General features: G+C 62.4%; 19 protein-coding genes. 8 read left to right on the top strand and 11 right to left on the bottom strand.

The genetic code is table 11. The annotated features are described in order from the left end of the window. Positions 1-329: 329 nt before the first annotated feature. Entirely contained in the window at positions 330-1,208 is an 879-nt protein-coding gene (locus tag AB3X95_RS10220; protein WP_368621239.1) for an ATP-grasp fold amidoligase family protein, read from the bottom strand. A 224-nt stretch (positions 1,209-1,432) separates the two neighbouring features. Between AB3X95_RS10220 and AB3X95_RS10215 the strand changes: the two genes are divergently transcribed. Further along, entirely contained in the window at positions 1,433-1,594 is a 162-nt protein-coding gene (locus tag AB3X95_RS10215; protein ID WP_368621238.1) for a hypothetical protein, read from the top strand. Positions 1,595-1,871: 277 nt separating this feature from the next. Here AB3X95_RS10215 and AB3X95_RS10210 read toward each other — a convergent pair whose 3' ends face one another. Next, positions 1,872-2,243, bottom strand: a complete 372-nt coding sequence (locus tag AB3X95_RS10210) for a hypothetical protein (RefSeq protein WP_368621237.1) — start codon at positions 2,241-2,243, stop codon at positions 1,872-1,874. Between the two features lie 390 nt (positions 2,244-2,633). On the opposite strand from AB3X95_RS10210, the gene AB3X95_RS10205 reads away from it, so the two are divergent. Then, a complete protein-coding gene (locus AB3X95_RS10205; protein ID WP_176121974.1) occupies positions 2,634-2,822 on the top strand; it encodes a hypothetical protein in 189 nt (62 codons plus the stop codon). Positions 2,823-3,067: 245 nt separating this feature from the next. On the opposite strand, the gene AB3X95_RS10200 is transcribed toward AB3X95_RS10205, so the two are convergent. Continuing rightward, the gene (locus tag AB3X95_RS10200; RefSeq protein ID WP_368621236.1) at positions 3,068-3,961 is read right to left on the bottom strand and encodes an alpha/beta fold hydrolase; all 894 of its coding nucleotides are present in this window, start codon (positions 3,959-3,961) and stop codon (positions 3,068-3,070) included. 104 nt (positions 3,962-4,065) lie between these two features. Between AB3X95_RS10200 and AB3X95_RS10195 the strand changes: the two genes are divergently transcribed. Together AB3X95_RS10195 and AB3X95_RS10190 are read left to right on the top strand one after the other, a co-directional pair. Further along, positions 4,066-4,968 (top strand): LysR substrate-binding domain-containing protein, encoded by a 903-nt coding sequence (locus tag AB3X95_RS10195; RefSeq protein WP_176121976.1) that lies wholly within the window; start codon positions 4,066-4,068, stop codon positions 4,966-4,968. Between the two features lie 110 nt (positions 4,969-5,078). Next, a complete protein-coding gene (locus AB3X95_RS10190; protein WP_368621235.1) occupies positions 5,079-7,043 on the top strand; it encodes an enterotoxin in 1,965 nt (654 codons plus the stop codon). Positions 7,044-7,062: 19 nt separating this feature from the next. On the opposite strand, the gene AB3X95_RS10185 is transcribed toward AB3X95_RS10190, so the two are convergent. Then, positions 7,063-8,934: a beta-galactosidase gene (locus AB3X95_RS10185; RefSeq protein ID WP_368621234.1), complete on the bottom strand. Its 1,872-nt coding sequence runs from the start codon at positions 8,932-8,934 to the stop codon at positions 7,063-7,065. Positions 8,935-9,055: 121 nt separating this feature from the next. Between AB3X95_RS10185 and AB3X95_RS10180 the strand changes: the two genes are divergently transcribed. Then, a complete protein-coding gene (locus AB3X95_RS10180; protein ID WP_368621233.1) occupies positions 9,056-10,798 on the top strand; it encodes a tetratricopeptide repeat protein in 1,743 nt (580 codons plus the stop codon). A 66-nt stretch (positions 10,799-10,864) separates the two neighbouring features. On the opposite strand, the gene AB3X95_RS10175 is transcribed toward AB3X95_RS10180, so the two are convergent. Continuing rightward, entirely contained in the window at positions 10,865-11,113 is a 249-nt protein-coding gene (locus AB3X95_RS10175) for a hypothetical protein (RefSeq protein WP_018436237.1), read from the bottom strand. A gap of 206 nt (positions 11,114-11,319) precedes the next feature. Here AB3X95_RS10175 and AB3X95_RS10170 point away from each other — a divergent pair, with 206 nt between their 5' ends. Next, entirely contained in the window at positions 11,320-11,811 is a 492-nt protein-coding gene (locus AB3X95_RS10170) for an aminoacyl-tRNA deacylase (RefSeq protein ID WP_176121979.1), read from the top strand. A 24-nt stretch (positions 11,812-11,835) separates the two neighbouring features. Here the strand turns inward: AB3X95_RS10170 and AB3X95_RS10165 are convergent, their stop codons facing one another. The 6 genes from AB3X95_RS10165 to AB3X95_RS10140 are packed head-to-tail and all read right to left on the bottom strand — an operon-like array spanning position 11,836 to position 18,652. Continuing rightward, entirely contained in the window at positions 11,836-13,080 is a 1,245-nt protein-coding gene (locus tag AB3X95_RS10165; RefSeq protein WP_176366589.1) for a D-amino acid dehydrogenase, read from the bottom strand. Positions 13,081-13,113: 33 nt separating this feature from the next. Next, positions 13,114-13,959, bottom strand: coding sequence for a DUF1989 domain-containing protein (locus tag AB3X95_RS10160; protein ID WP_176122199.1), 846 nt, complete (start codon positions 13,957-13,959; stop codon positions 13,114-13,116). Between the two features lie 34 nt (positions 13,960-13,993). Continuing rightward, the gene (locus AB3X95_RS10155; RefSeq protein ID WP_176111231.1) at positions 13,994-14,725 is read right to left on the bottom strand and encodes an ABC transporter ATP-binding protein; all 732 of its coding nucleotides are present in this window, start codon (positions 14,723-14,725) and stop codon (positions 13,994-13,996) included. Continuing rightward, the gene (locus tag AB3X95_RS10150; protein WP_368621232.1) at positions 14,713-16,521 is read right to left on the bottom strand and encodes an ATP-binding cassette domain-containing protein; all 1,809 of its coding nucleotides are present in this window, start codon (positions 16,519-16,521) and stop codon (positions 14,713-14,715) included. Before AB3X95_RS10150 ends, AB3X95_RS10155 begins: the two co-directional genes overlap by 13 nt. Positions 16,522-16,524: 3 nt before the next feature. Further along, positions 16,525-17,424, bottom strand: a complete 900-nt coding sequence (locus tag AB3X95_RS10145) for a branched-chain amino acid ABC transporter permease (protein ID WP_176111229.1) — start codon at positions 17,422-17,424, stop codon at positions 16,525-16,527. 25 nt (positions 17,425-17,449) lie between these two features. After that, positions 17,450-18,652: a branched-chain amino acid ABC transporter substrate-binding protein gene (locus AB3X95_RS10140; protein ID WP_176121983.1), complete on the bottom strand. Its 1,203-nt coding sequence runs from the start codon at positions 18,650-18,652 to the stop codon at positions 17,450-17,452. A 320-nt stretch (positions 18,653-18,972) separates the two neighbouring features. Between AB3X95_RS10140 and AB3X95_RS10135 the strand changes: the two genes are divergently transcribed. Beyond that, positions 18,973-19,749 carry an aspartate/glutamate racemase family protein gene (locus AB3X95_RS10135; protein WP_176378238.1) on the top strand — a complete coding sequence of 259 codons (777 nt, stop codon included), beginning with the start codon at positions 18,973-18,975 and terminating at the stop codon, positions 19,747-19,749. A gap of 87 nt (positions 19,750-19,836) precedes the next feature. Beyond that, the gene (locus tag AB3X95_RS10130) at positions 19,837-20,583 is read left to right on the top strand and encodes an SDR family NAD(P)-dependent oxidoreductase (RefSeq protein ID WP_176366586.1); all 747 of its coding nucleotides are present in this window, start codon (positions 19,837-19,839) and stop codon (positions 20,581-20,583) included. Positions 20,584-20,642 lie beyond the last annotated feature (59 nt).

Below are 20,642 nucleotides of genomic sequence, written 5' to 3'. Positions count from 1 at the left end.
CGTACCGGGCGGCGTTTTTAGCCCGGCATTGTAATATGAGCTTATGGAACAAGTGGGCGAAACTGACAGACCACCCGGCAACCCATGGCGCCGATCGAGTTACAAAGGCTTGAGGGAGGAAGGACGCTCGCGGCGAAAATTGGCCCGTGAAGGGGGCGCGTCCATCGACTAACAGAGCTGAATGCCGCTAATGGGCCTGGCAGTCACAGCCGGCCGCCAGGCGAATGAAGAGGAACGTCGTCACGACCATCAGCTGCCGCGCATCTTCGGCAGCCGGGTGACCGTCGTACCAGTTGGAGATCAGGGCGCGTCCGGCTATCGCACCTACATCATGTCAGAAGACGTCCCCATTCATAATCGACACGATCGGGTAGCATGGGACTTACGCCGGCCCCCGGCGTAAAAGTGAGTTCGCCGAAGAACACCCGGTCAGATGGTGAGTACAGGTCGACGCGTACATAATCGAAACCCTCGGACAAATGCGCTGCCGTATCCAGCAACAACTCCAGATTGTTCGGCCGCGGTGCCGGTCTCGTGCTGCGAACGTAGGGAGCAAACTCGAGGTCGATACGGTTCCATTGTGCGTCGTATGTGTCGCCGCGCGTATTACTTCCGAAACGGTCTGAGATCACGAAGATAAACATTACAGGTCGCCCCGATCCGTTCGCAAAGCAGTGAACCTTGTAGTCGGCAGGAATCATGCCGTGCTCGTCGAGCAGCAGATTCTCGAAGTAAATGCGTGGCTGAATTCCTCGGTAGTGCCGTTCCCGCGCATTTTTGTAGAAATTGGTGGATAGCCATTGGCTGGCGAGAAGCTGGAGATGTTCGAAACTCTGCTGCGACTTGTCCCGGACGATTTCTACAAAATTGTTTCCATGATTTGCCTTCATGACAAAGGAATTCGGCAGCATGTCGAAAATATTTTGCGTAAAGTCCGAGGGTGCGGAGATGATGGGGATAAGGTATTTCTCACCGATCTTTTCTCTGACGTAATCGCGTACGGTCAGTTTGTCGGTCAAAGCGCTGTATCGCGAGTCCGGCCGCAAGCAACGTAGCAGGATTTTCTCGTTGTAGGTTGTGGGGTGAAATAGTTTAGGGAAGCGCCCGATACGCTTCCGATGTAGCAAGCTGAGGAAAACCGCATCGGGAAGAAGCTGTTTCGCGTTGTCTTTCGTCCATTGAATAATGGATTGGGACGGGTAGGTCATTGCACGTCTCCCAACAATGACTACGCACGGGTATCAATGTTCCTGAAGGTGCGACTGACAGAAGTTCGACGCAGGCATCAGAGGACATGATCATTCGGCAATAAGCCAACGTCAAGAGCGGTGACGCCGCATGTAGTCGCTATTGATATGCAGCAAATCTGCTCAGTGCCAATAATCAGAAGTAATGGGCCGCTGACCTTGTTTCCTGACCGGATGTGTTCGCAATGAGCGTCATGAACGCGCTTGAAGTGGAAGGTATCGTACGCATGTGTATCGTCGCCTTGATCGACGACTACGCGTCGAGCATGCGCGCAACTCGCCTTCGCAACGATCTGCGCTTTGCAGACAGAATGGGCGAGCGGCTGGTTACAGTGACGGATAGTTGAATGCGTGCAGTCGGCGATAAAACGTCATTGGCTCGCACCGTTGCTCCGACATTCAGACATCGGCTTCGCTGCAAGCGGCCTTTTTATTCGCTACGACGAGCGCTTACATCTTCGTGCAGGCGGTTGCACGGTGCGTGCTTCACCAAAGTCGGTGCGGCCTGCCGGCCGTTTGTTGCGGATGTGAAGCTCGATCTCAGGCGTATCGCTCGGGATCATGAAGTCGCAGGATTCAATCTGTGCTTGGGTTGCCATGATGTTTGCTCTCTGGTGCAGAGGTTCAGCGGGGCAGCCAGACGAAACCGCCGGCCTGCCTTTCGACCACGCCCACGGACGTTCCGGGGAAATGACTGCTGAAGAACAGCGAGTGCCGATCTGCGGCGTGGCTCAGCGCCCAGAGCCGCGAGCGCTCGGCATCGTCGGGAAACTCGCAGAAAGTCGAGTTCCACTCGGGCTTGGCTATCTGAATCGGGTGATGCATGACGTCGCCTGAAAACAGCGCGTGCTGCCCTTCGGAAGTGAAGCCGATCGACAGATGGCCGAAGCTGTGGCCTTTCGTTCGATAGAACGTGAACCCTTCCAGGCCTTCGAGCGTGGGCTGGCTTTGTGCGTCGATCAACAGGGCCTGGCCCGCATCGATAATCGGCTGCACGCTGTCCTCGAATACGCCTGCGCTCGGTGTCTGCACGTGCGCTTCGTCGGCACCGATCCGATATCGATGAATGGTGTCCACTTTAATTGCAAATCCTTTTGGAAGAGGCCGCGGCGATGTGTCGAGGCGTGGACGTATAGTCCTGCTTCCCGCCGTCTGGAAGAAGCGGGGCTGGGCGAAAGCATGGTTGCGGAAAAACGAACGTTGTGACGCCTGGACTGGATCGCCGCTGAGGGTGCAACGGCGCTGGCTGACGGACTGCGGCGACAGCTTTTTCCGGCTTTCCGGGTGCGGCGGTCCGGGTTGTCATGAATGACGCGCACCATACTCAGGAAGACGCCAAAACCGCCGGGCTGTTTCGGCCTAAGATTCTCTGAGGAGGTGCCAGTCATGTCAGCTACGAGGCGCAACGATCCAGGCCATCGCGCCTATCAAGCCGCACTGGACAGAACGACCCGCTACCCTTCGGAGCACGTCACGCTGACAGCCAGTTCCAGGAAAAGGCTGCGCCCCAGTGCGCCGCATCGCAAGGTCGGGCGCGGCAAGGTCGGCGTCGGCGGCAAGAGCAGCGAAAGGTAGGAAGGCTCGTGGTGACGTCAACGAGACATCACCCCGGACGATTCATTATTGGCGACCCGCGCGCTTCGTCGCAGAGGTGTCGTTGCATGCCGCGGTCTCCGCACACGCTCGACAGACGATTGAGACAGCGTTTGCGCAGATCGAAAGCAAGCTCGCCGACGGGCGTTTGTACGCGTTGCCGTGCGGCTACACGATCGTCGATCCGTTTCTGTTTGTTCTCTATCGGTGGGGCATGCGCCATCGGCCTACCGATGGGTGACACAGAACTGCAAGATGGCATCGGCGACGTCCCGCGGCGCTTCGCGCTGTGGAAAGTGGCCAACACCATCGAGAACCTTCCGCTCATATCGCCCACGGAAGTACGACTCCCGTCCGCTCGAACTATCGGGATGATTGCAAGTGTCCGCACCGCCGTGCAGCACCAGCGTTGCAACCGATAGCACCGGTGCTGGATTCAGACGCGTTTCATCGTCGGCGTAAGCGGGGTCTCCGTCGACAAAGCCCCAACGATGTCGATAGGAATGGAGCACGACATCGGCCCAGTCGTCGCCCACGAATGACTGCGCCGCTTCGGCGAAGTCGGCCGGCGTGTACCAGCCGGCCGGCGCCCAGCTATCCCACATCTGCCGGGCGAAGGCCTCACGCTCGTCCCGAACCACGCGTGCGCCTCGCGGCGTGGCCATAAACCAGTGGTACCAATAATTGCGTACCTGCTGGAGGGTCAATATCTGGTCCGGAGCATTGGTGCCGTATCCCACCGATAGCATGACCAGATGTGAGCCCACGCAGTCTCGCAGGCCGCACGCATTAGCGACCGCGCGTGCGCCCCAATCATGTCCGACGAGGACCGGCCGCTCAACTTGCAGCACGTCGACGAAATCCAGAAGATCGCGCCCCAGCGCGGACAACTGGCCGCTGCGAGGCGTGCTCGTATCGAGAAACCGGGTGGGCGCGAAGCCCCGCAGTGCAGGTGCGAGCACGCGGTAACCCGAATCGGCCAGAATGCGCGCGACGCTCTTCCAGCACTGCGGGCTGTCCGGCCAGCCATGCAACAGCACCGCTGTTCGCGCGCCCTGCGGGTTCCATTCGAGATAGGCAATGTCGAGCCGCTGGGTAGCGGCGTGGCGGTAGGTGTTCATGGGTTTCCTCGTGCAAACAGGGTAGTGCCACGATAGCTCGACGTCTCGTCGCGATTGGTGAATAATCACGACTCATTGGTGATTATTTGTGTTGAATCGTTTCAATGGACATTCTGCCCGCGGCCGACGGTGTTCCGCTCGATACCGTATTGCTCCGCACTTTTCTCGAAGTCGTGGACAGCGGCAGCTTTGCCACGGCCGCCGAGCGTCTGGCGCTGACTCCTTCGGCCGTGAGCGGCCATATCAAGCGCCTGGAACAAATGGTCGGCGTTGATCTGCTGACACGCACGACTCGCCACCTGGCGTTGACGCAGGGCGGCGACACCTTGTATGCGTACGGCCGCAACATTCTCGATCTGGAACGCGAGGTCCGCGCGAAACTGCGCGGCGCGCCGCTGCGCGGGTTACTGCGGGTCGGTGCATCGGAAGATTTTGCCGGCACCTGGCTACCCCAGGTGCTACAGCGTTTTCGACAGCGACATCCCGAGGCGACAATCGACCTCAAAGTCGGCATCACGGCCGATCTGTTGCGCCAGCAGGAGCGCGGTCGTCTGGATCTCGTGTTCGGCAAGCAATGCAGCCGTGTCGGGAAAGGTGGTGAACTGCTGTGGGAAGAACCGCTAGTCTGGGCCTACGCGCAACATGAACCTCTGGATCTCGACCGGCCGCTGCCGCTGGCCGTCTTTCCCGATCCCTGCATCTATCGAGAGTCGGCAATCGCGGCACTCAACAAGGCGGGGCGCGCATGGCGCCTCGTGTTCGAGAGCAGCAGCATGGCGGCCTGTCTGTCGGCGGCGAGTTCGGGTTTTGCCGTTACCGTCATCGCCGATAGTCAGCGAGTCGAAGGTTTGCGCCTGTTGGGTCGCAAAGAAGGTTTGCCCGCGTTGCCGGTTGCACGTTTCTACGCGTTTCCCCGCTCCGACTCGCCCGCGTGCGCGGATTTGATAGCTGCCGCACGCCGGGCAGGCCAGCAAGGTCGCTTCAGTCCACGCCCACTTCGCGGGTGAGCGGTCTGTCGCCCCATGAGAAAATTTCACCCGCGCGCGCCGTGCCTTGAACACGTAGGTCCATTGCCGTTACGCTATTTGCTGCTGCTCTGGCCCGAGACAGGTGCTCCATGCGCGCCAACCATGCTTTGCCTACGCAAACCGGCATGCCCGTGCTCCAGACGACGGGCCATCTCTCCTCATTCGGCAACGACGCGATTGCATTGCGCTGGACGCATGAGAACGAACGTCTCGCCGGTTTCTCGCTGATCGATTGCGAGCGCAAACGCACGCTGCTCCTCATCGCGCCGTTCACGCTCACGCTCGCTGACGGAACCACCACGGGCCTGGCCGAGATGAAGGTCGTTGCGCCGGTGAGCGACGCGGCGGTCGATCCCAACCCGCGTGCGTCGCGCCTGGGCGAACGAATCGCAGGGCGGCGCGCGAGCATCTCCCTGGTCGATACTCATGGACGCCTAAAGGTGCAATGGAGCGTCGAGCAACGCGACGGGTCACGATATCTGCGCGTCCAACTTGCGATTACGGCGCTTCTTCGGGACGAAGCGATCACCGCCGTGTCATTGCTGCAGACGCGCGCTGCTGGCGCCAAGGCCAGTCCTGAGCGCAAGGGCACGCCGGTCGGTGCGGGCAACTTTTATCTGGGCTTCGAGCATCCGCTGGCGACAAGTCAGGTAGAGGGCGACACCTTTGGCTTTACGCTGCATCGCGCGTTGCCTCTACAGAAAAACAGAACGCTGGTCTACTCGGCTGTGGCAGGTGTAGCCAGTGACGGCCAGATTCGGCGCGACTTCGGCATCTATCTGGAGCGGGAACGCGCCCGCCCATATCGGCCGTTTCTGCACTACAACAGCTGGGGCGACATCGGCTATCTGACGCCATATTCGCAGGAACAGGCGCTCGAACGCATCGAAACGATCGGCCACGAGTTGCATGCAGTGCGCGGGGTGCAAATCGATTCTTTTCTGTTCGACGATGGCTGGGACGACCTTGGCGGCGGCTGGCAATTCAGCAACGCATTTCCAGATGGCTTCGTTCCGCTGCGCGACGCTGCCGCGCGATTTCGCGCCGCTCCCGGCATATGGCTTTCGCCGTGGGGCGGCTACGGTACGCCGAAACAGGAACGCGTAGCGCGAGGACGTGCCGCTGGTTATGAGGTCATCGACAACGGTCTCGCGCTGTCGGGTCCGACGTATTACCGGCGCTTTCATGAGGTCGTGATGGACATGCTCGACAAGGGCGGCGTCAATCAATTCAAGTTCGACGGCACGGGCAATGCCGACAGGGTGTTTCCTGGCAGCCTGTTCGACAGCGATTGGGACGCGGCGATTCAACTGATCGAGGACATCCGCGCGGCCAAGCCCGAAACCTTCATCAATCTCACGACAGGTACGCATCCGTCGCCGTTCTGGCTGCGCCATGTCGACTCCATCTGGCGCGGCGGCAGCGACGATGGCCTGGCGGGAAGCGGCACGAACCGCGAGCGCTGGATCACCTACCGCGACACGCAGACGTATTACAACGTCGTGGAGCGCAGTCCGCTCTTTCCGCTCAATTCGCTGATGCTGCACGGCATCCTCTATGCGCAGTGCAATCCTCGCCTCAATACGTCGACGGGAGACGCATTCTCCAACGAAGTGTGGTCGTACTTCGGGACCGGCACGCAATTGCAGGAGCTATACATCACGCCGGCGCTGCTGCGCGAGCACGACTGGGATGAGCTTGCGCGCCCCGCGAGATGGGCGCGCGAAAACGGCGACATCCTGCGCGACAGCCATTGGATTGGCGGCGCGCCGGACGAACAGGCGGCTTACGGTTGGGCAGCGTGGGCGCCGCGCAAGTCGATCGTGACGCTGCGCAATCCTCACAGTCGCACACAACGCTTCATACTCGACCTGCGGCGCCAACTGGAGTTGCCGGATGGGGCGGTGGGACGATTCGAAGCGCGCGGCGTTGGGCGTGCAAGGGCTTCCGGCATTCCCGCTCAACTGGACGCTGATGTACCGCATGCAGTGCAACTCGCGCCGTTCGAAGTGCTCACGCTCGAACTGCCGCCGGTCGCCGCGGCGAAACGGTGAAGAAGAGAAGGCGCGCGCGCTAGTACAGGCGATCGGCCAGTGGAATCGGCCTCGCGTCGATCTGATGGAGGTCGAAGACCAGTACCTCGTTGTTACCTTGCACGAGCCACGGCGCGGGGCAATACAGGCGCTTTTGCGGGCCGATGTTCCAGTAGCGTCCCAGGTTGTGACCATTGACCCAGACGATACCCTTGGTCCAGTTGCTCATGTCGAGCCAGGTGTCGCCGACTTCGGCCAGCAGCACACTCGCCTTGAAAAAGAGACCGGGTTTGCTCGGGTTCGTGCAGCCTTCGTTGAGGTTGGCGATGAACGTGTCATCCATCGGCAACAGGTGGACGTCCCATTGCTCGAGCAACGAGACTGAGCCGTCTACGTGTTGCATCGTGACCGGTTCGAGCAGACCTTTGCGGTCGACGAGCGCGGGTCCGAAGTTGACGCGTCCCATGGCCTCGACGAATATCTCCAGCGGTACGAGACTGTCCGTGCTCGACCCTTGATTCTGCCGCGCCGAAGGCAGGGCAAGCGGCGCGCGATGCATCATGTGGAGCGACCGCGCGTACCTGCGCGGCAGTTGCGCTCTCGATACGCCGCCCGCGTACTGTTCACCAAGGAAAACGGTCGCATAGTCGTGAACGCCGCTGATATCCAGCACACCGCTCGCGTGCTCCGGTAAAAACTTGCGATACAGCACGAAGCCGAACGCCTGACCGTAGTGTTCGAACGACTGTGGTTCGACGCCTTGCTCGTGCGGCAGTGCCGCTGGCAGGTTGTCCCAGATCGACGCGTAGAGCGTTGGCATCAAGGCCCCAACGCCTGCGCAGTCAAGCGTGGCGATGGCATCCGGTATGGCTGGCAACGGTTCGGGCAGATAGCTGGCGATCAGGTCTCGATACTTGAGGTACTTCGGCGTCGCCATGCCTTGTTCGTTGATCGGCGCGGAGTAGTCGTAGCTCGTGATGTCGGGCTGATAGTTGCCCGAATCGTCCACGTTCGCGCCGGCAAAAAAGCTGAAGCTCGTGCCGCCGTGAATCACATACAGGTTGAACGACAGTCGCGCCTGCATGAACGTGGCCAAGCTGCTGGAGAGGTCGTAGTCCACGCCCGCGAAGGCCGCTTCGCCCCAATGCGTGAGCCACCCCGGATACACCTCGCCTGCCATCGCGGGCACGGAGGGGAAATTGCGGCGCACCGTTGCGATTTGCGCTGCGTTGCCGTTGCTCAGCGCGATCGCGCCGCCCGTCACCGTGGTGTGATTGCGTTCGAGTTGCGCGAGACCGTCTTCGGTGTAGAACGGCCCGCTTATGCCTCCTTTGAGCCAAAGCTGCCTGAGCTCTTCGAGGTAAGCCGGATTGCTCGCATATGATCCGAATTCGTTTTCGATCTGGATCATCAGGATCGGACCGCCGTGCTCGCTCATCAATGGCTTGATGCGCGGAACCAGTTCGTCGATATAGCGAGCCACCGCCGCCATGTAGCGAGGATCGGTGGCCGAGTCGGTCCGCAACTGGATGTCCGGCTCGCGCAACAGCCAGGCCGGCAGACCGCCCAGATCCCACTCTGCGCAAACGTAAGGCCCGGGGCGCAACAGCACCCACATCTGCTCGGATCGACATAGGCGAATGAAAGCCTCGATATCGCGATTACCGCTGTGGAAGTCGAACACGCCTCTGTGCGTCTCATGGTAATTCCACATGATGTACAACGCGACGCAGTTCATCCCCATCGCCCTTGCCATGCGGATCCGGTGTTGCCAGTATTCGCGCGGGATGCGGGCTGGATGCATCTCGCCGCTGCGAATCTGGAACGGCAGGCCGTCGAGCAGGAAGTGTTCGCCGTCGGGGCTAAAGGAGAAGGTGTGGCCGCGTTCGAAGTTCACGATGGGCGTCGTCAAGTTGGCGAATGTAGGCTAACTGTATTCGATAGAATGAATACACGCGACGGCATTGCGGCATTCCGGGCGAAGCGATGCGCCGCGCAACGCTGTAGCGGTAATTCTGTAGGCCTGACTGGAAATGTGTACGGGCAAGATTTTGTCCGGCATCGCGATGGCCGCGCTGTCCACCGCATGCGCCGCTGCGGGGGCGTCCGGTGCGTGCGTGCCGTCGTTCTCCGAGGTCGCCGTCAAGGACGGACTTGAAGTGCGGACCCGCTGCGCTGTCTCCGCGCCCGCGCTCCCACGCGTCACCGAACGGCTGAACCGCGCGGTGAAGCACGACGGGCTCTCCGCCGAGCAACGTGCCGCGCTGGCGACAGCGGCCAACACGATGCTGCACGCGATCTTCTCGCAGACAGATCACGACGAAGCCACCAACGAAGCCGCGCTCACCAACTTCGAACCGATCCTCGAAAGCCTCGCATCGCAGATCAGAACGCGCTCCGATATCGACCTCGGAGCCGAGGCTTCGGAATGGAACGCACGCTATGAAGAGCTGCTGCGCAGGTTGTCGATCACGCACAGCACGGCCCTCACCGAACTGCAGGCCGCCGCCGCCGTGAGGCGTCTCGATCTGGATCGCGCCTCTGCGTTGCTGATGCGGCTCATGGCCGAGGCACCCGGTACCGCCCAGCTAAGCGCCGCGCGCAACTACGAAGCGGCGAGCGTCGAACTGCTTCGCTTCATGCCATGGAACGCACTGCCGTACCTGGAGCATGCCCATGCGCTGCAACCCGACGATAAGGACATCGCCACCGCATTCGCCGACACGCTGCTCGTGCAGCACGAGCCCGAGCGTGCCGAGCCGGTGTATCGGGCGCTGCTGGTCCAGTATCGGATGCTTGCGCAACAGCGTCCCGCCGCATGGCAGCCGTCCATCGCGCGGACGCTCGGCAAGCTTGGCAGTCTGTATGTGATGCGGCAACAGCAGCAGGAAGCCGAAGCCGCATGGCTGCACGCGCTCGAAATCTACTGGGCGCTCGCGCGCGTGGACCCTTCGGTCTACGGTCCCGCAGTGGCTAACACATTTGATAGTCTCGCAACGTTGTACCGCGACACGCAGCGTCTGCAGGATGCGGCAGACGCGTGGCGCGAAGCCCTCGCCCTCGACCGTGCGCTGGCCCGACAGGACCCGGCAAAGTACCGGCCCGCGGTCGCGATGACGCTCAACGACCTCGGCATCCTCTACAGTGCGACACAGCGCACCCATGACGCGGAACTCGCCTATCTCGAAGCGCTCCGCATCCAGCACGCACTCGAACATGACAATCCCGCCGCCTGGCGTCCGGCGCTTGCGCGCACGCTGAATAACCTCGGGAACTGCTACAGCGCAAGCGAGCGGCTGCCGGAAGCTGAGCGCGCTTACCGGCAAGCTCTGAAGATCCGTCAACAGCTCGCCCGCGAAAATCCCGCGATCTACGAGCCCGACGTGGCGCATACGCTGGGCAATCTTGGCGTGCTGTACCGCCTCGAACGGCAGCCGGCCAAGGCGCTGCAGACCTACCAGGACGCGCTGCGGATCGTCCGCGCGCTGTCGCGCGATACGCCGGTCGCGTACCAGCCTGACGAGGCACGGATCCTGAACAATCTGGGCGTGCTCTACAGCCGCACCGGCAGGCCGCGCGAAGCGGAAGACGCATGGCGCCGAGCGCTGGATCTGTACCGCAAACTCGCCCACGACGATCCGTTGACCTGGCGGCAGGATCAAGCACGCACGTTGCGCAATCTAGGCACGCTGCTCAGCCACACGCAACGTTCGGCGCAAGGCGACGCATTGGAACGCGAGGCCGACGAGCTCATCGATTCAACGCGGGCGCGATAGCTCCCGAGGCAAGCCGCCGGGCCGCAACTGAGACGCCCCCGTGGGGAAATCGTCGCCTGTCGGCGCTCATCCAAATACGCCCCGGATCACGTCTTTCTCAAATTCGACTGTCCACGCGGTGCCGTGTCCGGTCTGGTACTCCCGTTCCCGCAGTGATGACGTGCGAACGACGGTGACACTGCCCCTCAGCGGGTAGACCTCGTCCACGATATCGGTCGCTCCGGTCTCCTGAAGGACAAAGTCGGACTCGGCGAGATGGTGCCGACGCAGGACGGCGAGAAAATCAGCCCTTTCGTCGGGTGCGATCACTGACATTGGGCGCCTCCTTTGGGCTGAGTCTCGGCTGAGTCTCGCCGAAAAACCCGTGATCGATCGAGACGTAGCCGGCCCCTTATAAGGTACAAACCGTGCTTTCATTCTAGGCGTTTGCGCCACTTGGCGTGCGGATTGCCGGTGCGTGAACTATTCTGAAAAGATCGCAAGTGTTCATTCCTTTTCAGATATTCGACAGGAGGTGTGCCATGGCGATGTCGCCAACCTTGCAGGAGTGCCTGCGCAGCAAGGGTTCCCGCTACGAAGTCGTGCGTCATCCGTACAGCCACTCGAGTGTCGAAACGGCTGCCGCGGCGCACATTCCGGGTGACCGCCTTGCCAAGACCGTGCTGCTCGAAGACGAACACGGCTATGTGGCCGCCGTGCTGCCATCGACTTACGCCGTGCAGCTCTCCGAGTTCTGGAGCAAGACCGGGCGCCGGCTTGCTCTCGCCACGGAAGTCGAACTGCGCGAATTGTTCAAGGACTGCGATGCGGGAGCGGTGCCGCCGATTTGTATGGCGTATGGCATGAAAACCTACCTGGAGTCGAGTCTGGCAGGCCAGCCCGACGTGTACTTCGAGGCGGGCGATCACGAAGAACTGGTTCATATGGAAGCGGATCAGTTCCTCGCGCTGATGGACGATGCGGAGCGCGCGCATTTCGCACGGCGGATGCGAGGATTGGGCGGCCGGGCCTGAGGCGGGGCCCGAGTGGTGCCGCCCTCAGTCGCAAAGCAGCCCTACCATCGGAATCGCCGGGGTTCGTCCCGCGATCAGGTCGGCCGTGATTCGAGCCGATCCGTGTGACATTGTCCAGCCGATATGACCGTGGCCGGTGTTTAGATAAAGATTGCGGTACTTCTTGCGCCCAAAAAACGGCAGGTTCGTTGGCGTCATCGGCCTGAGCCCGGCCCACATTTCGGCGCGATCGTAGTTGGCGCCGGCCGGGTAGAGTTCCTGCGTCACGCTCTTCATGAAGGCAAAATCAGAAGGCTTGTGGCTCGTGTCGTAGCCAGCAAACTCCGCCGTTGCCGTGACCCGGAGCCGATCGCCGAAGCGCGAGATTGCGACCAGGTTGTGCTCGTCCACCGCTGCAACGGCGGGTGGCATGGGCCGCCCATCGATCGGAATCGTCAGCGAGTATCCCTTGATCGGATAGATCGCAAGATCGATGCCGATCTGTCGGGCGAGAACCGGACTATAGGGGCCGAGGGCGAGCACATACGCGTCGCCTTTGACAAGGCCTCGGCTCGTTCTCGTGCCTGCTATGTCCTGCCCGGCGGTTTCGAAGCCGTCGATCGTCGCATCCGTCAGAAGCGTACCGCCACGCGCGACGACCTTTTCCGCAAGGGCGCGGGTGAACTTCGCCGGGTCCCCGGTCTCATCGGTCGGGCAGTGAATGGCGCCCGCTATCCTGTCTTTTGCCGAAGCCAGCGACGGGTCGAGCGCGACCACCTCATCGGGGCTGAGGACCCTGATGACTTGCCCGTCGGATTCCAGCAGTTTCATATGTTCGATTCCGCGGTCCTGCGCCTCCTGAGTCCGATGGAGATAGAGAATTCCGCGCTCGTTTCGATCGTATTCGATGGCCTCCTCGGCGACCACATCCTGTAGTACTCGCTGAGAATACGCGGCAAGCCGATGCTTGAGCAGGGTATTGCGGCGTGCCTTCTCCGATGTGCATTCCATCAGGAAACGCCACGACCAGCTGTAAAGCCTCGGGTCCGCCGAGAACTTGAAGCGCAACGCCTGATCTTTCAGCACCAGCGATTTGAGCAGAATCATTGGCGCTCTGGGCGAGGACCAGACAAAGGAATGCCCGGGCGCGATCATGCCCGCGTTACCCCAACTGGTTTCCGCGGCGACTAAAGGCTGCCGCTCGATGATCACGACCTCATGGCCATCTTTCTGCAACTGGTACGCAGTCGTCACACCGACCACCCCGCCGCCGAGCACGATAATTTTCATAATGTCCTGAGATACAAGGGGGCTGCGGCAGTCTCACTTCCATTGCGGCTGATTCAGCACCATTCCGTGCTGTCCCTTGTAGGCAGCCACAGCCGGCGGCGTCCACCCGTCCAGCATCTGCGGCGCGAGTTGCCAGACCTCGATGCCGAGCGGCCGGCACACTTCCAGAGGATCGCGCGCGTCGGGCCCCCACATCGGCACTGACAGATCGCCGCCCGGACAGGTCGACAGTGCGCACAGCAAGTCGATCTCCGCGAAGAATTCGAGGTAATCGCCTTTCTTTGCCGGACACGCCTTCATGAAGTATTTGTCGTCGAGATTCAGGCCGGTGCACTGGAACACGTTGAGCACGTCGTGGACGTCGTACTCGGTCAAGCCATACGGGGCGATGGCGCGCGTCAGGTTGGAGTGGCAGTGGAAATGAAAATCCTCGCCGGTCAGCATGCGGTTCACGTACGGATCGCAGCGCGTGCCGAGCAGATCGTGGACGCGGCCGCCGTGCTCGTCGACGCCGTAGCTGGCGAGACTGTCATCGGTGATGGTCACCATCGGACGCAGGAATGGCAGCGTCGACCACAGACGGTCGAACGTGCTCACGTGCGCCTGCTGCAACTGGCGCGTGCGCGACGCCCACATGCGCTCGCGCGGGTTGTGTCGGTTCCATATGTTCAGGTCGGCAACCTGCGGGCCTTCGATCGTGACGATCCGAAACACGTGCCCGGCCGGCACGGTCCACGCTCGCCCCGAACGGATCGGCACGACGATCGATTCGACCAGCGTGCGGGTGTCGTGCTGTGAGGCGATGCGCTGATAGAAGGTCTTGTCGACGTCGAGCGCCGAGCCTTTGGTGGACTGATAGGCAGCAGGGTAATTCAGCATCATGCGTTCTCCCTTGAACTCATTAGTTGGCGGGTTACTCTGCCGACATGGCACTGCCCCCCAGATAGGCAGCGCGGACGCGGCTGTCCTGAGCCAGCTCGCGGGCGGAGCCCGCGAGCGCAATGCGCCCACTTTCCAGCACGTAAGCCCGATGCGCGATTCGCAGCGCCTGGCGGGCGTTCTGCTCGACCAGAAGTATCGACGTGCCTTCGCGGCAGATGTCGGCGACCATGCCGAAGATCGCGCGGACCAGCTTTGGCGCGAGTCCCATCGACGGTTCGTCCAGTACCACGATACGCGGGCGCAGCATCAGGGCTCGGGCAATCGCCAGCATCTGCTGTTCGCCGCCACTGAGCGTGCCCGCCAGCTGGCTGCGGCGCTCGCCGAGCCGGGGGAAAGTCGCATACAGCTGATCCCTTCGCTGTTGCAATGCCGTACTGTCGCGCCGGATCAGATAGCCGCCCAGATGCAGGTTTTCCTCCACCGTCAGCGCCCCGAAAATGCGCCGCCCCTCCGGCACATGACCCAAGCCCAGCGCCACGATCTGATGTGCGCGCAATCCCATCAGGCGCTGGCCATCCATCGCAATGTTGCCCGCGCGCGGCCGGATCAATCCGGAAATCGCCCGCAGTGTGGTGGTTTTTCCCGCGCCGTTGCTGCCGAGCAACGCGACGACCTCGCCCTGTGCGACGTCCAGCGAGATGCCGTGCAGCACTTCGACAGTCCCATAGCTGACGCGCAGATCGCGGATTTCTAGGAGTCCCACAGCGATTTCTCCCCGGCGGTATCGTCGCTCGCCTCGTCCTTTTCGGCTGTGCCGAGATAGGCATCGATCACACGCGGGTCCGCCTGGATCGCGGCGGGCGGGCCCTCGGCGATGATGACGCCGTGATCCATCACGATGATCCGGTCCGACACGCCCATCACCAGCATCATGTCGTGCTCGATCAACAGCACCGTCACGCCATGATCCCGGATTCGCCGGATCAGTTCCATCAGCGCGCGTTTCTCTGTGGGGTTCATGCCCGCTGCGGGCTCGTCGAGCAGCAGCAGGCGAGGGCTGCTGGCGAGCGCACGGGCGATCTCAAGCCTGCGTTGGTCGCCGTAGGGCAGATCGGCGGCGCGCTCGCCCGACCTGCCGGCAAGACCGACGAAGGCGAGCCAGCGCAGGCCCTCGGTGGAATGGTCCGCGGCCTCGGCGCGCGCGGACGGCAACGCCAGAAGCTCGGCGGCGAGCGGTGTCCGAAGCCGATGATCCATGCCGGTCAGCACGTTTTCGAAGGCCGTCATGTGGCCGAACAGGCGGATGCCCTGGAAGGTGCGCGCCATGCCTTGATGGACGATGCGATGGGGCGCGCCGCCGGCAAGCCGTTCTCCGCACCAGACGATCTGGCCGCCGGTCGGGCGGATCACGCCGGTCAGGCAGTTGAACACGGTCGTCTTGCCGGCGCCGTTCGGACCGATCAGGCTCACGATCTCGCCGCTCTTCACCGTGAAGCTGACCCCGCCGACCGCCAGCACGCCGCCGAAGCGGCGCTGCATGTCGCGCACCTCCAGCAAGGTCTCATCGGTGACGGCGTGGCTGGGCGCCGGCGCCCGATCGGCGTCAGCGCCCTTGCGCGCCGGCGCGACGCGGCGCAACGGCGCTGGCCACAAGCCCTGCGGCCTTAGCAGCATCAGGACCACGAGCCCGATCGCGAAAGCGAAGATGCGCCAGAGGTTGAGAAACCGCAGTATTTCCGGCAAGCCGGCGACGATGATGGCGCCGAGGATCACGCCCGGAATGCTGCCGCGGCCGCCGAGCACGACGACGATCAGGATCGTGACCGATTGCAGATACGTGAAGCCGGTCGGATCGATGGTGCCGAAGCGGGCGGCGAACAGGCTGCCGCCCAGCCCGCCGATCAACGCGCCCATCACATAGGCGAGCAGCTTGACACGCAGCGTCGGCACGCCGACGGCCTCGGCAGCCGCCTCGTCCTCGCGGATGCTGGTCCAGGCGCGGCCCAGCCGCGACCGGCCGAGCCGGACCGCGAACACGAGCACCACCACGAGGAACGCCATGCCCAGTTCGTAGAGCGCTTGCGGCGAACTGATCTCGAAGCCGAACAGGCTCGGGCTCGCGATGCCGAAGATGCCGTTCGGGCCACCCGTGATGTCCAGATTGGTGGCGACGATACGCGTGATTTCGCCGAACCCCAGCGTGACGATCGCCAGATAGTCGCTGCGCAAGCGCAGGGTGGGGTAGCCGATCACGATGCCCGATACCGCGGTGAACGCCAGACTGAACGGCAGCGTTTCCCAGAACGAGAAGTGCAGCAGGGTTTCCAGCAACGCCGTCGTGTACGCGCCGATCGCGAAGAAGGCCGCGTAGCCCAAATCGAGCAGTCCGGCATAACCGACGACGATGTTCAGCCCAAGACCCAGGATCGAATAGGTGACGATGGTCAGGCCGACATCGACGACATAGTTGCTGGCGACAGCGGGCAGCGCGACGGCGGCGGCCAGCAGCGCAGCGCCGACAGGCCTGGCCCAGCGCGCGGAAGCCTGACGGGCGCTCATGAACTACATTCTCTCGACGACGCGTTCGCCGAACAGCCCGGTCGGCTTGATCACGAGCACGGCAATCAGCACGCCGAAGACGAACACGTCGGTCCACTGCGAAGAGACATAGCCCGCGCCGAAGGCTTCGAGCAGGCCGATCAGGATGCCGCCCGCCATCGCGCCCGGGATGTTGCCGATGCCGCCGAGGACGGCGGCGGTGAACGCGCGCAGGCCCAGCACGAAACCCATGAAGAAATTGATCTGCGTGTAGTAAAGCCCTTCCATCACGCCCGCCACGGCGGCCAGCACCGACCCCAGCAGAAAGGTGAGCTGGATCAGGCGTTCGACGTCGATGCCCATCAGACGCGCGGCGTCCTGATCGATGGCCAGCGCCCGCATCGCGGTCCCGAGGAACGTGTGATGAACGAAGAAATACAGTGCCAGCATCAGGGCCAGGCTCGCGACGATGATGCCGATCTGCGCGAAGGTGATCTGCACGCCGTGGAGCTCGAACCCCGCCTGGCTCAGCACATGCGGATAGGTGCGAAAGCCCGCACCGTAGATCAGCAGCACCCCATTTTGCAGCGCCAGCGAGACGCCCAGCGCGGTGATCAGAATCGACAGCCGCGGCGCGCGCAGCAACGGCTGATACGCGAGCCGCTCGATCAGCAGGCCGAGCGCGCCCGTGACCGTCATGGCGGCCGCCAGAGCGATCAGCAGTGCGAGGGCGAGCGGCAGATGCGCGGACGCCAGCACCATCAGGCCGGTCCAGCCGATGAACGCGCCGACCATGAACAGGTCGCCATGAGCGAAGTTGATCAGCCGGATGATTCCGTAGACCATCGTGTAGCCGAGGGCGACGAGCGCGTAGAACGAGCCGGTCGTCAGCCCTTCGATCACGAACTGGAAGAAGTCGCTCATGACGGCGCGGGGTGCGCAAGCGCATCTACTTCATCGCCACCCAATGTCCGCTCGCATCCTGCCTCTGGTAGGGCTCGAACTTGTCGTCGTGCACGACGATGGTGATGTACACGGCTTTGCTGCGGTCTCCCTTCGGATTGAAGTCAATCGTTCCGGTCGCGCCCGGGTAGTTCTGGATCTTGTGCAGAGCAGCGGTGATCGCGGCAGGCTGTGCCGACTTCGCGTCCGCGATGGCTTTCGCCGTGACCCCGACCGCATCGTATTCATAGACCGAGTACGGTCCCGGCCCTTGGCCGTATGCCTTCGTATAGTCATCGACGTAGGCGTGCGCGCCGCTCAGGAACTGCGCGAGCGGGGCGGTCGTGATGATCATGCCGTCGGCGGCGGGACCGGCTGTCTTCATCAGGGTCGGGTCATTGGTGGCGTCGCCGCCCATGAAGGTCATTTTCAGACCCAGTTGCCGCGCCTCCTTGACGATCAGGCCGGCTTCGGAGAAATAGCCCGTGTAGTAGATTACGTCAGGCTTGAGTGAGGAGACCCGTGTGAGCGTCGGTGAGTAGTCCATCTGACCGGGCGTGATCGAATTGGCGTACACCACATCGACGCCGTCCTTCTTCAGCGCTTGCACCGTGTTCTGGGCGAGGCCTTTGGAATAGGTCGTGTTGTCGTCGATCACCGCCACGTGCTTCGCGTGCAGCACGTCTTTCATGAAACTTGCCGCGAACGGACCCTGCTGGTCGTCACGGCCGATCGTGCGGAACACGTTGTCGTACCCCATCTCGGTCAGCTGCGGATTGGTCGACGCATCCAGCACGTAGGGAATCCCGGCGCGATGAAAGGTTGTCGATTCCGGCAGCGCCGCGCTGGAGCAATAGCCGCCCGCTACCGCGACAACGCCCGCATCGACGAGTTTCTGTGCCGCCTGCACCGCGGTCTGCGCATCGCAGGCGTCGTCCTCGGGCACCAGCTCGATCTGCTTGCCGAGCACGCCGCCGGCCGCGTTGATCTTGGCGGCGGCGAGCTTCGCGCCATTGACGATATCCGTGCCGGCATTGGCACTGCTACCCGACAGCGGAACCGGCACGCCGATCTTGATGGTGGCGCCCTGGCTCAGCGCCGAACCGGGAACCATGCCCGCAAGCAGGGCCACGGCGGCCGCGATGCCCGCGACAGTCGTTCGCCGCGAGCCGCGCTCTGCACCGGACCAGCCAATCGTCTGAGCAAACATGTTAGCGACTCCTTTTGTGAGAGGGATCGGACGATCCGCCACACGGGCATACCGGTGACATCGGAAAGCGGACGGAAATGGGGTGATTGCGAGTGATTCAGTGATTCATACCCACCAGGTCAACAGCGTGACGGCTGGTTTGCACCGGAGCGCGGACACAAAAAGCGCTGCTTTTATGATAGGAGCCGGGGTGCGTTGAGACGGTATAGGGTATTTGCGTATAAACCGTTACACAAAGGCGCCTTCGATCCTCTACCTTTAAGAGGCAGTGACGGCAGAGACTCGCGAAGCCGAACGCGACAAGACAGGACGACTCCGAAATGAGTGCGATTGCACAGCATGACGACGTGTACACGAGGCTCGATTTCACGCTGGACGACGGCATCTGCCGTCGCGCCGCGATTGGGCTCGTGGTGCTCGCGACCGATCATACGATTGAGCATGAGTGGCGGGGCTTGATGACGCAGGAGGGCGTGGCGTTCTACGAAAGCCGTGTGTATAACTCGGCGGACATCACGCCTGAACGGCTAGCGGAAATGGAGGACCGTATCGCACCTGCGGTCGCGCTGATCCGTCCGGCCGAGCGTATCGACGTGGTGGCGTTTGGCTGCACGTCCGCGTCGATGGTGATCGGGGAAGACAAGGTGTTCGCGCGGATTCGCGAAGCGCGTGCGGACGCCGCGTGCACCACGCCGATTACCGCGGCGCTGGCGGCGCTTCGTGCGCTAGGCGTCCAGCGTACGGCCTTGCTTACGCCCTATGTGCGTTCGATCAACGAATACATGCGCGACTATATCGAGTCGCGTGGTCACCGCATTTCGCGCATGGCGTCGTTCGAGCATGCGAACGATAACGAAGTGGCGCGGATCGATGCATTGTCGTTGCGAACTGGCGTCGAGCGACTTGCGCGCAATCGTGACGTGGACGCAATTTTCGTATCGTGCACGAGCTTGCGCATTGCCGGGTTGATTCCGGAGCTGGAAGCCGCGATCGGCAAGCCGGTGATCTCGAGCAACTACGCGATGGCGTGGCACGCATTGCGGCTCGCCGGCGTAGAGGACTCCGAGCCTCATCTTGGGCGGCTGTTTGCGCTGTGACGTTGTAACTTGAACCGCAACGCAGCGGCACGCTGCGTTGCGCGAGCACAGCTCCTTTTGATAGTTCCACAGGACAGGAGGATTTCCATGCCCGCTCATTCGCCCGATTTGCACGATCGTGTCGCCCTCGTGACCGGCGGATCGCGAGGAATCGGCCGCGCCGTTTCCCTCTCGCTTGCATCGGCTGGCGCAGCAGTGGCGGTCAACTATCGGCAACGCGGGAACGAGGCTGCTCAGATCGTCGGGCAAATCGAAAGTGCGGGAGGCCGTGCAATCGCGGTGCAAGCCGACGTATCGGTCGCGTCCGACGTCAAGGCAATGATCGATGAGGTGGAAAACCGCCTTGGCGTCGTCGGTGTTCTCGTCAACAACGCGGGCACCGGAACGATCGTCGATATCGATAGGCTCACGGAAGCCGAATTCGATCGAACGCTTGCGGTCAATCTGAAATCGGCGTTTCTGTGCACGCAGGCGGTGCTGCCCGGAATGCGCGCACAGCGCTGGGGTCGCATCGTCAACCTGTCGTCGGCCGCTGCCCGTGGCGCTGGGTTGGTGGGTGTGCACTACAACGCCTCGAAAGCTGGCCTCGAAGGGTTGACACGCGGTTATGCGGCGCGGCTGGCCCGCGAAGGCATCACCGTAAACGCCGTGGCCCCGGGACCGATCGACACGGAAATGGCCGCGCCGCTGAAGGCCGCCAACGTCGCGGAACGGCTTCCCGTTGGACGCCTCGGTGAAGCCGACGAGGTCGCCCAGGTCGTGCTAATGGTCGTCGGCAACGGCTTCGTTACCGGCCAGACGATCCCCGTCAATGGCGGCGTGAGCTTCATATGAGCCTCGGGCGGCATCAGTGCGAACGTTTCGCCGATGCCATTCGACTCACGCTTCATCTG

Source organism: Paraburkholderia sp. BR13444, assembly GCF_040948755.1.
GTDB lineage: Bacteria > Pseudomonadota > Gammaproteobacteria > Burkholderiales > Burkholderiaceae > Paraburkholderia > Paraburkholderia youngii.
The sequence above is the reverse complement of the archived record's forward strand: the minus strand, read 5'-3'. Positions and strand labels throughout refer to the sequence as shown.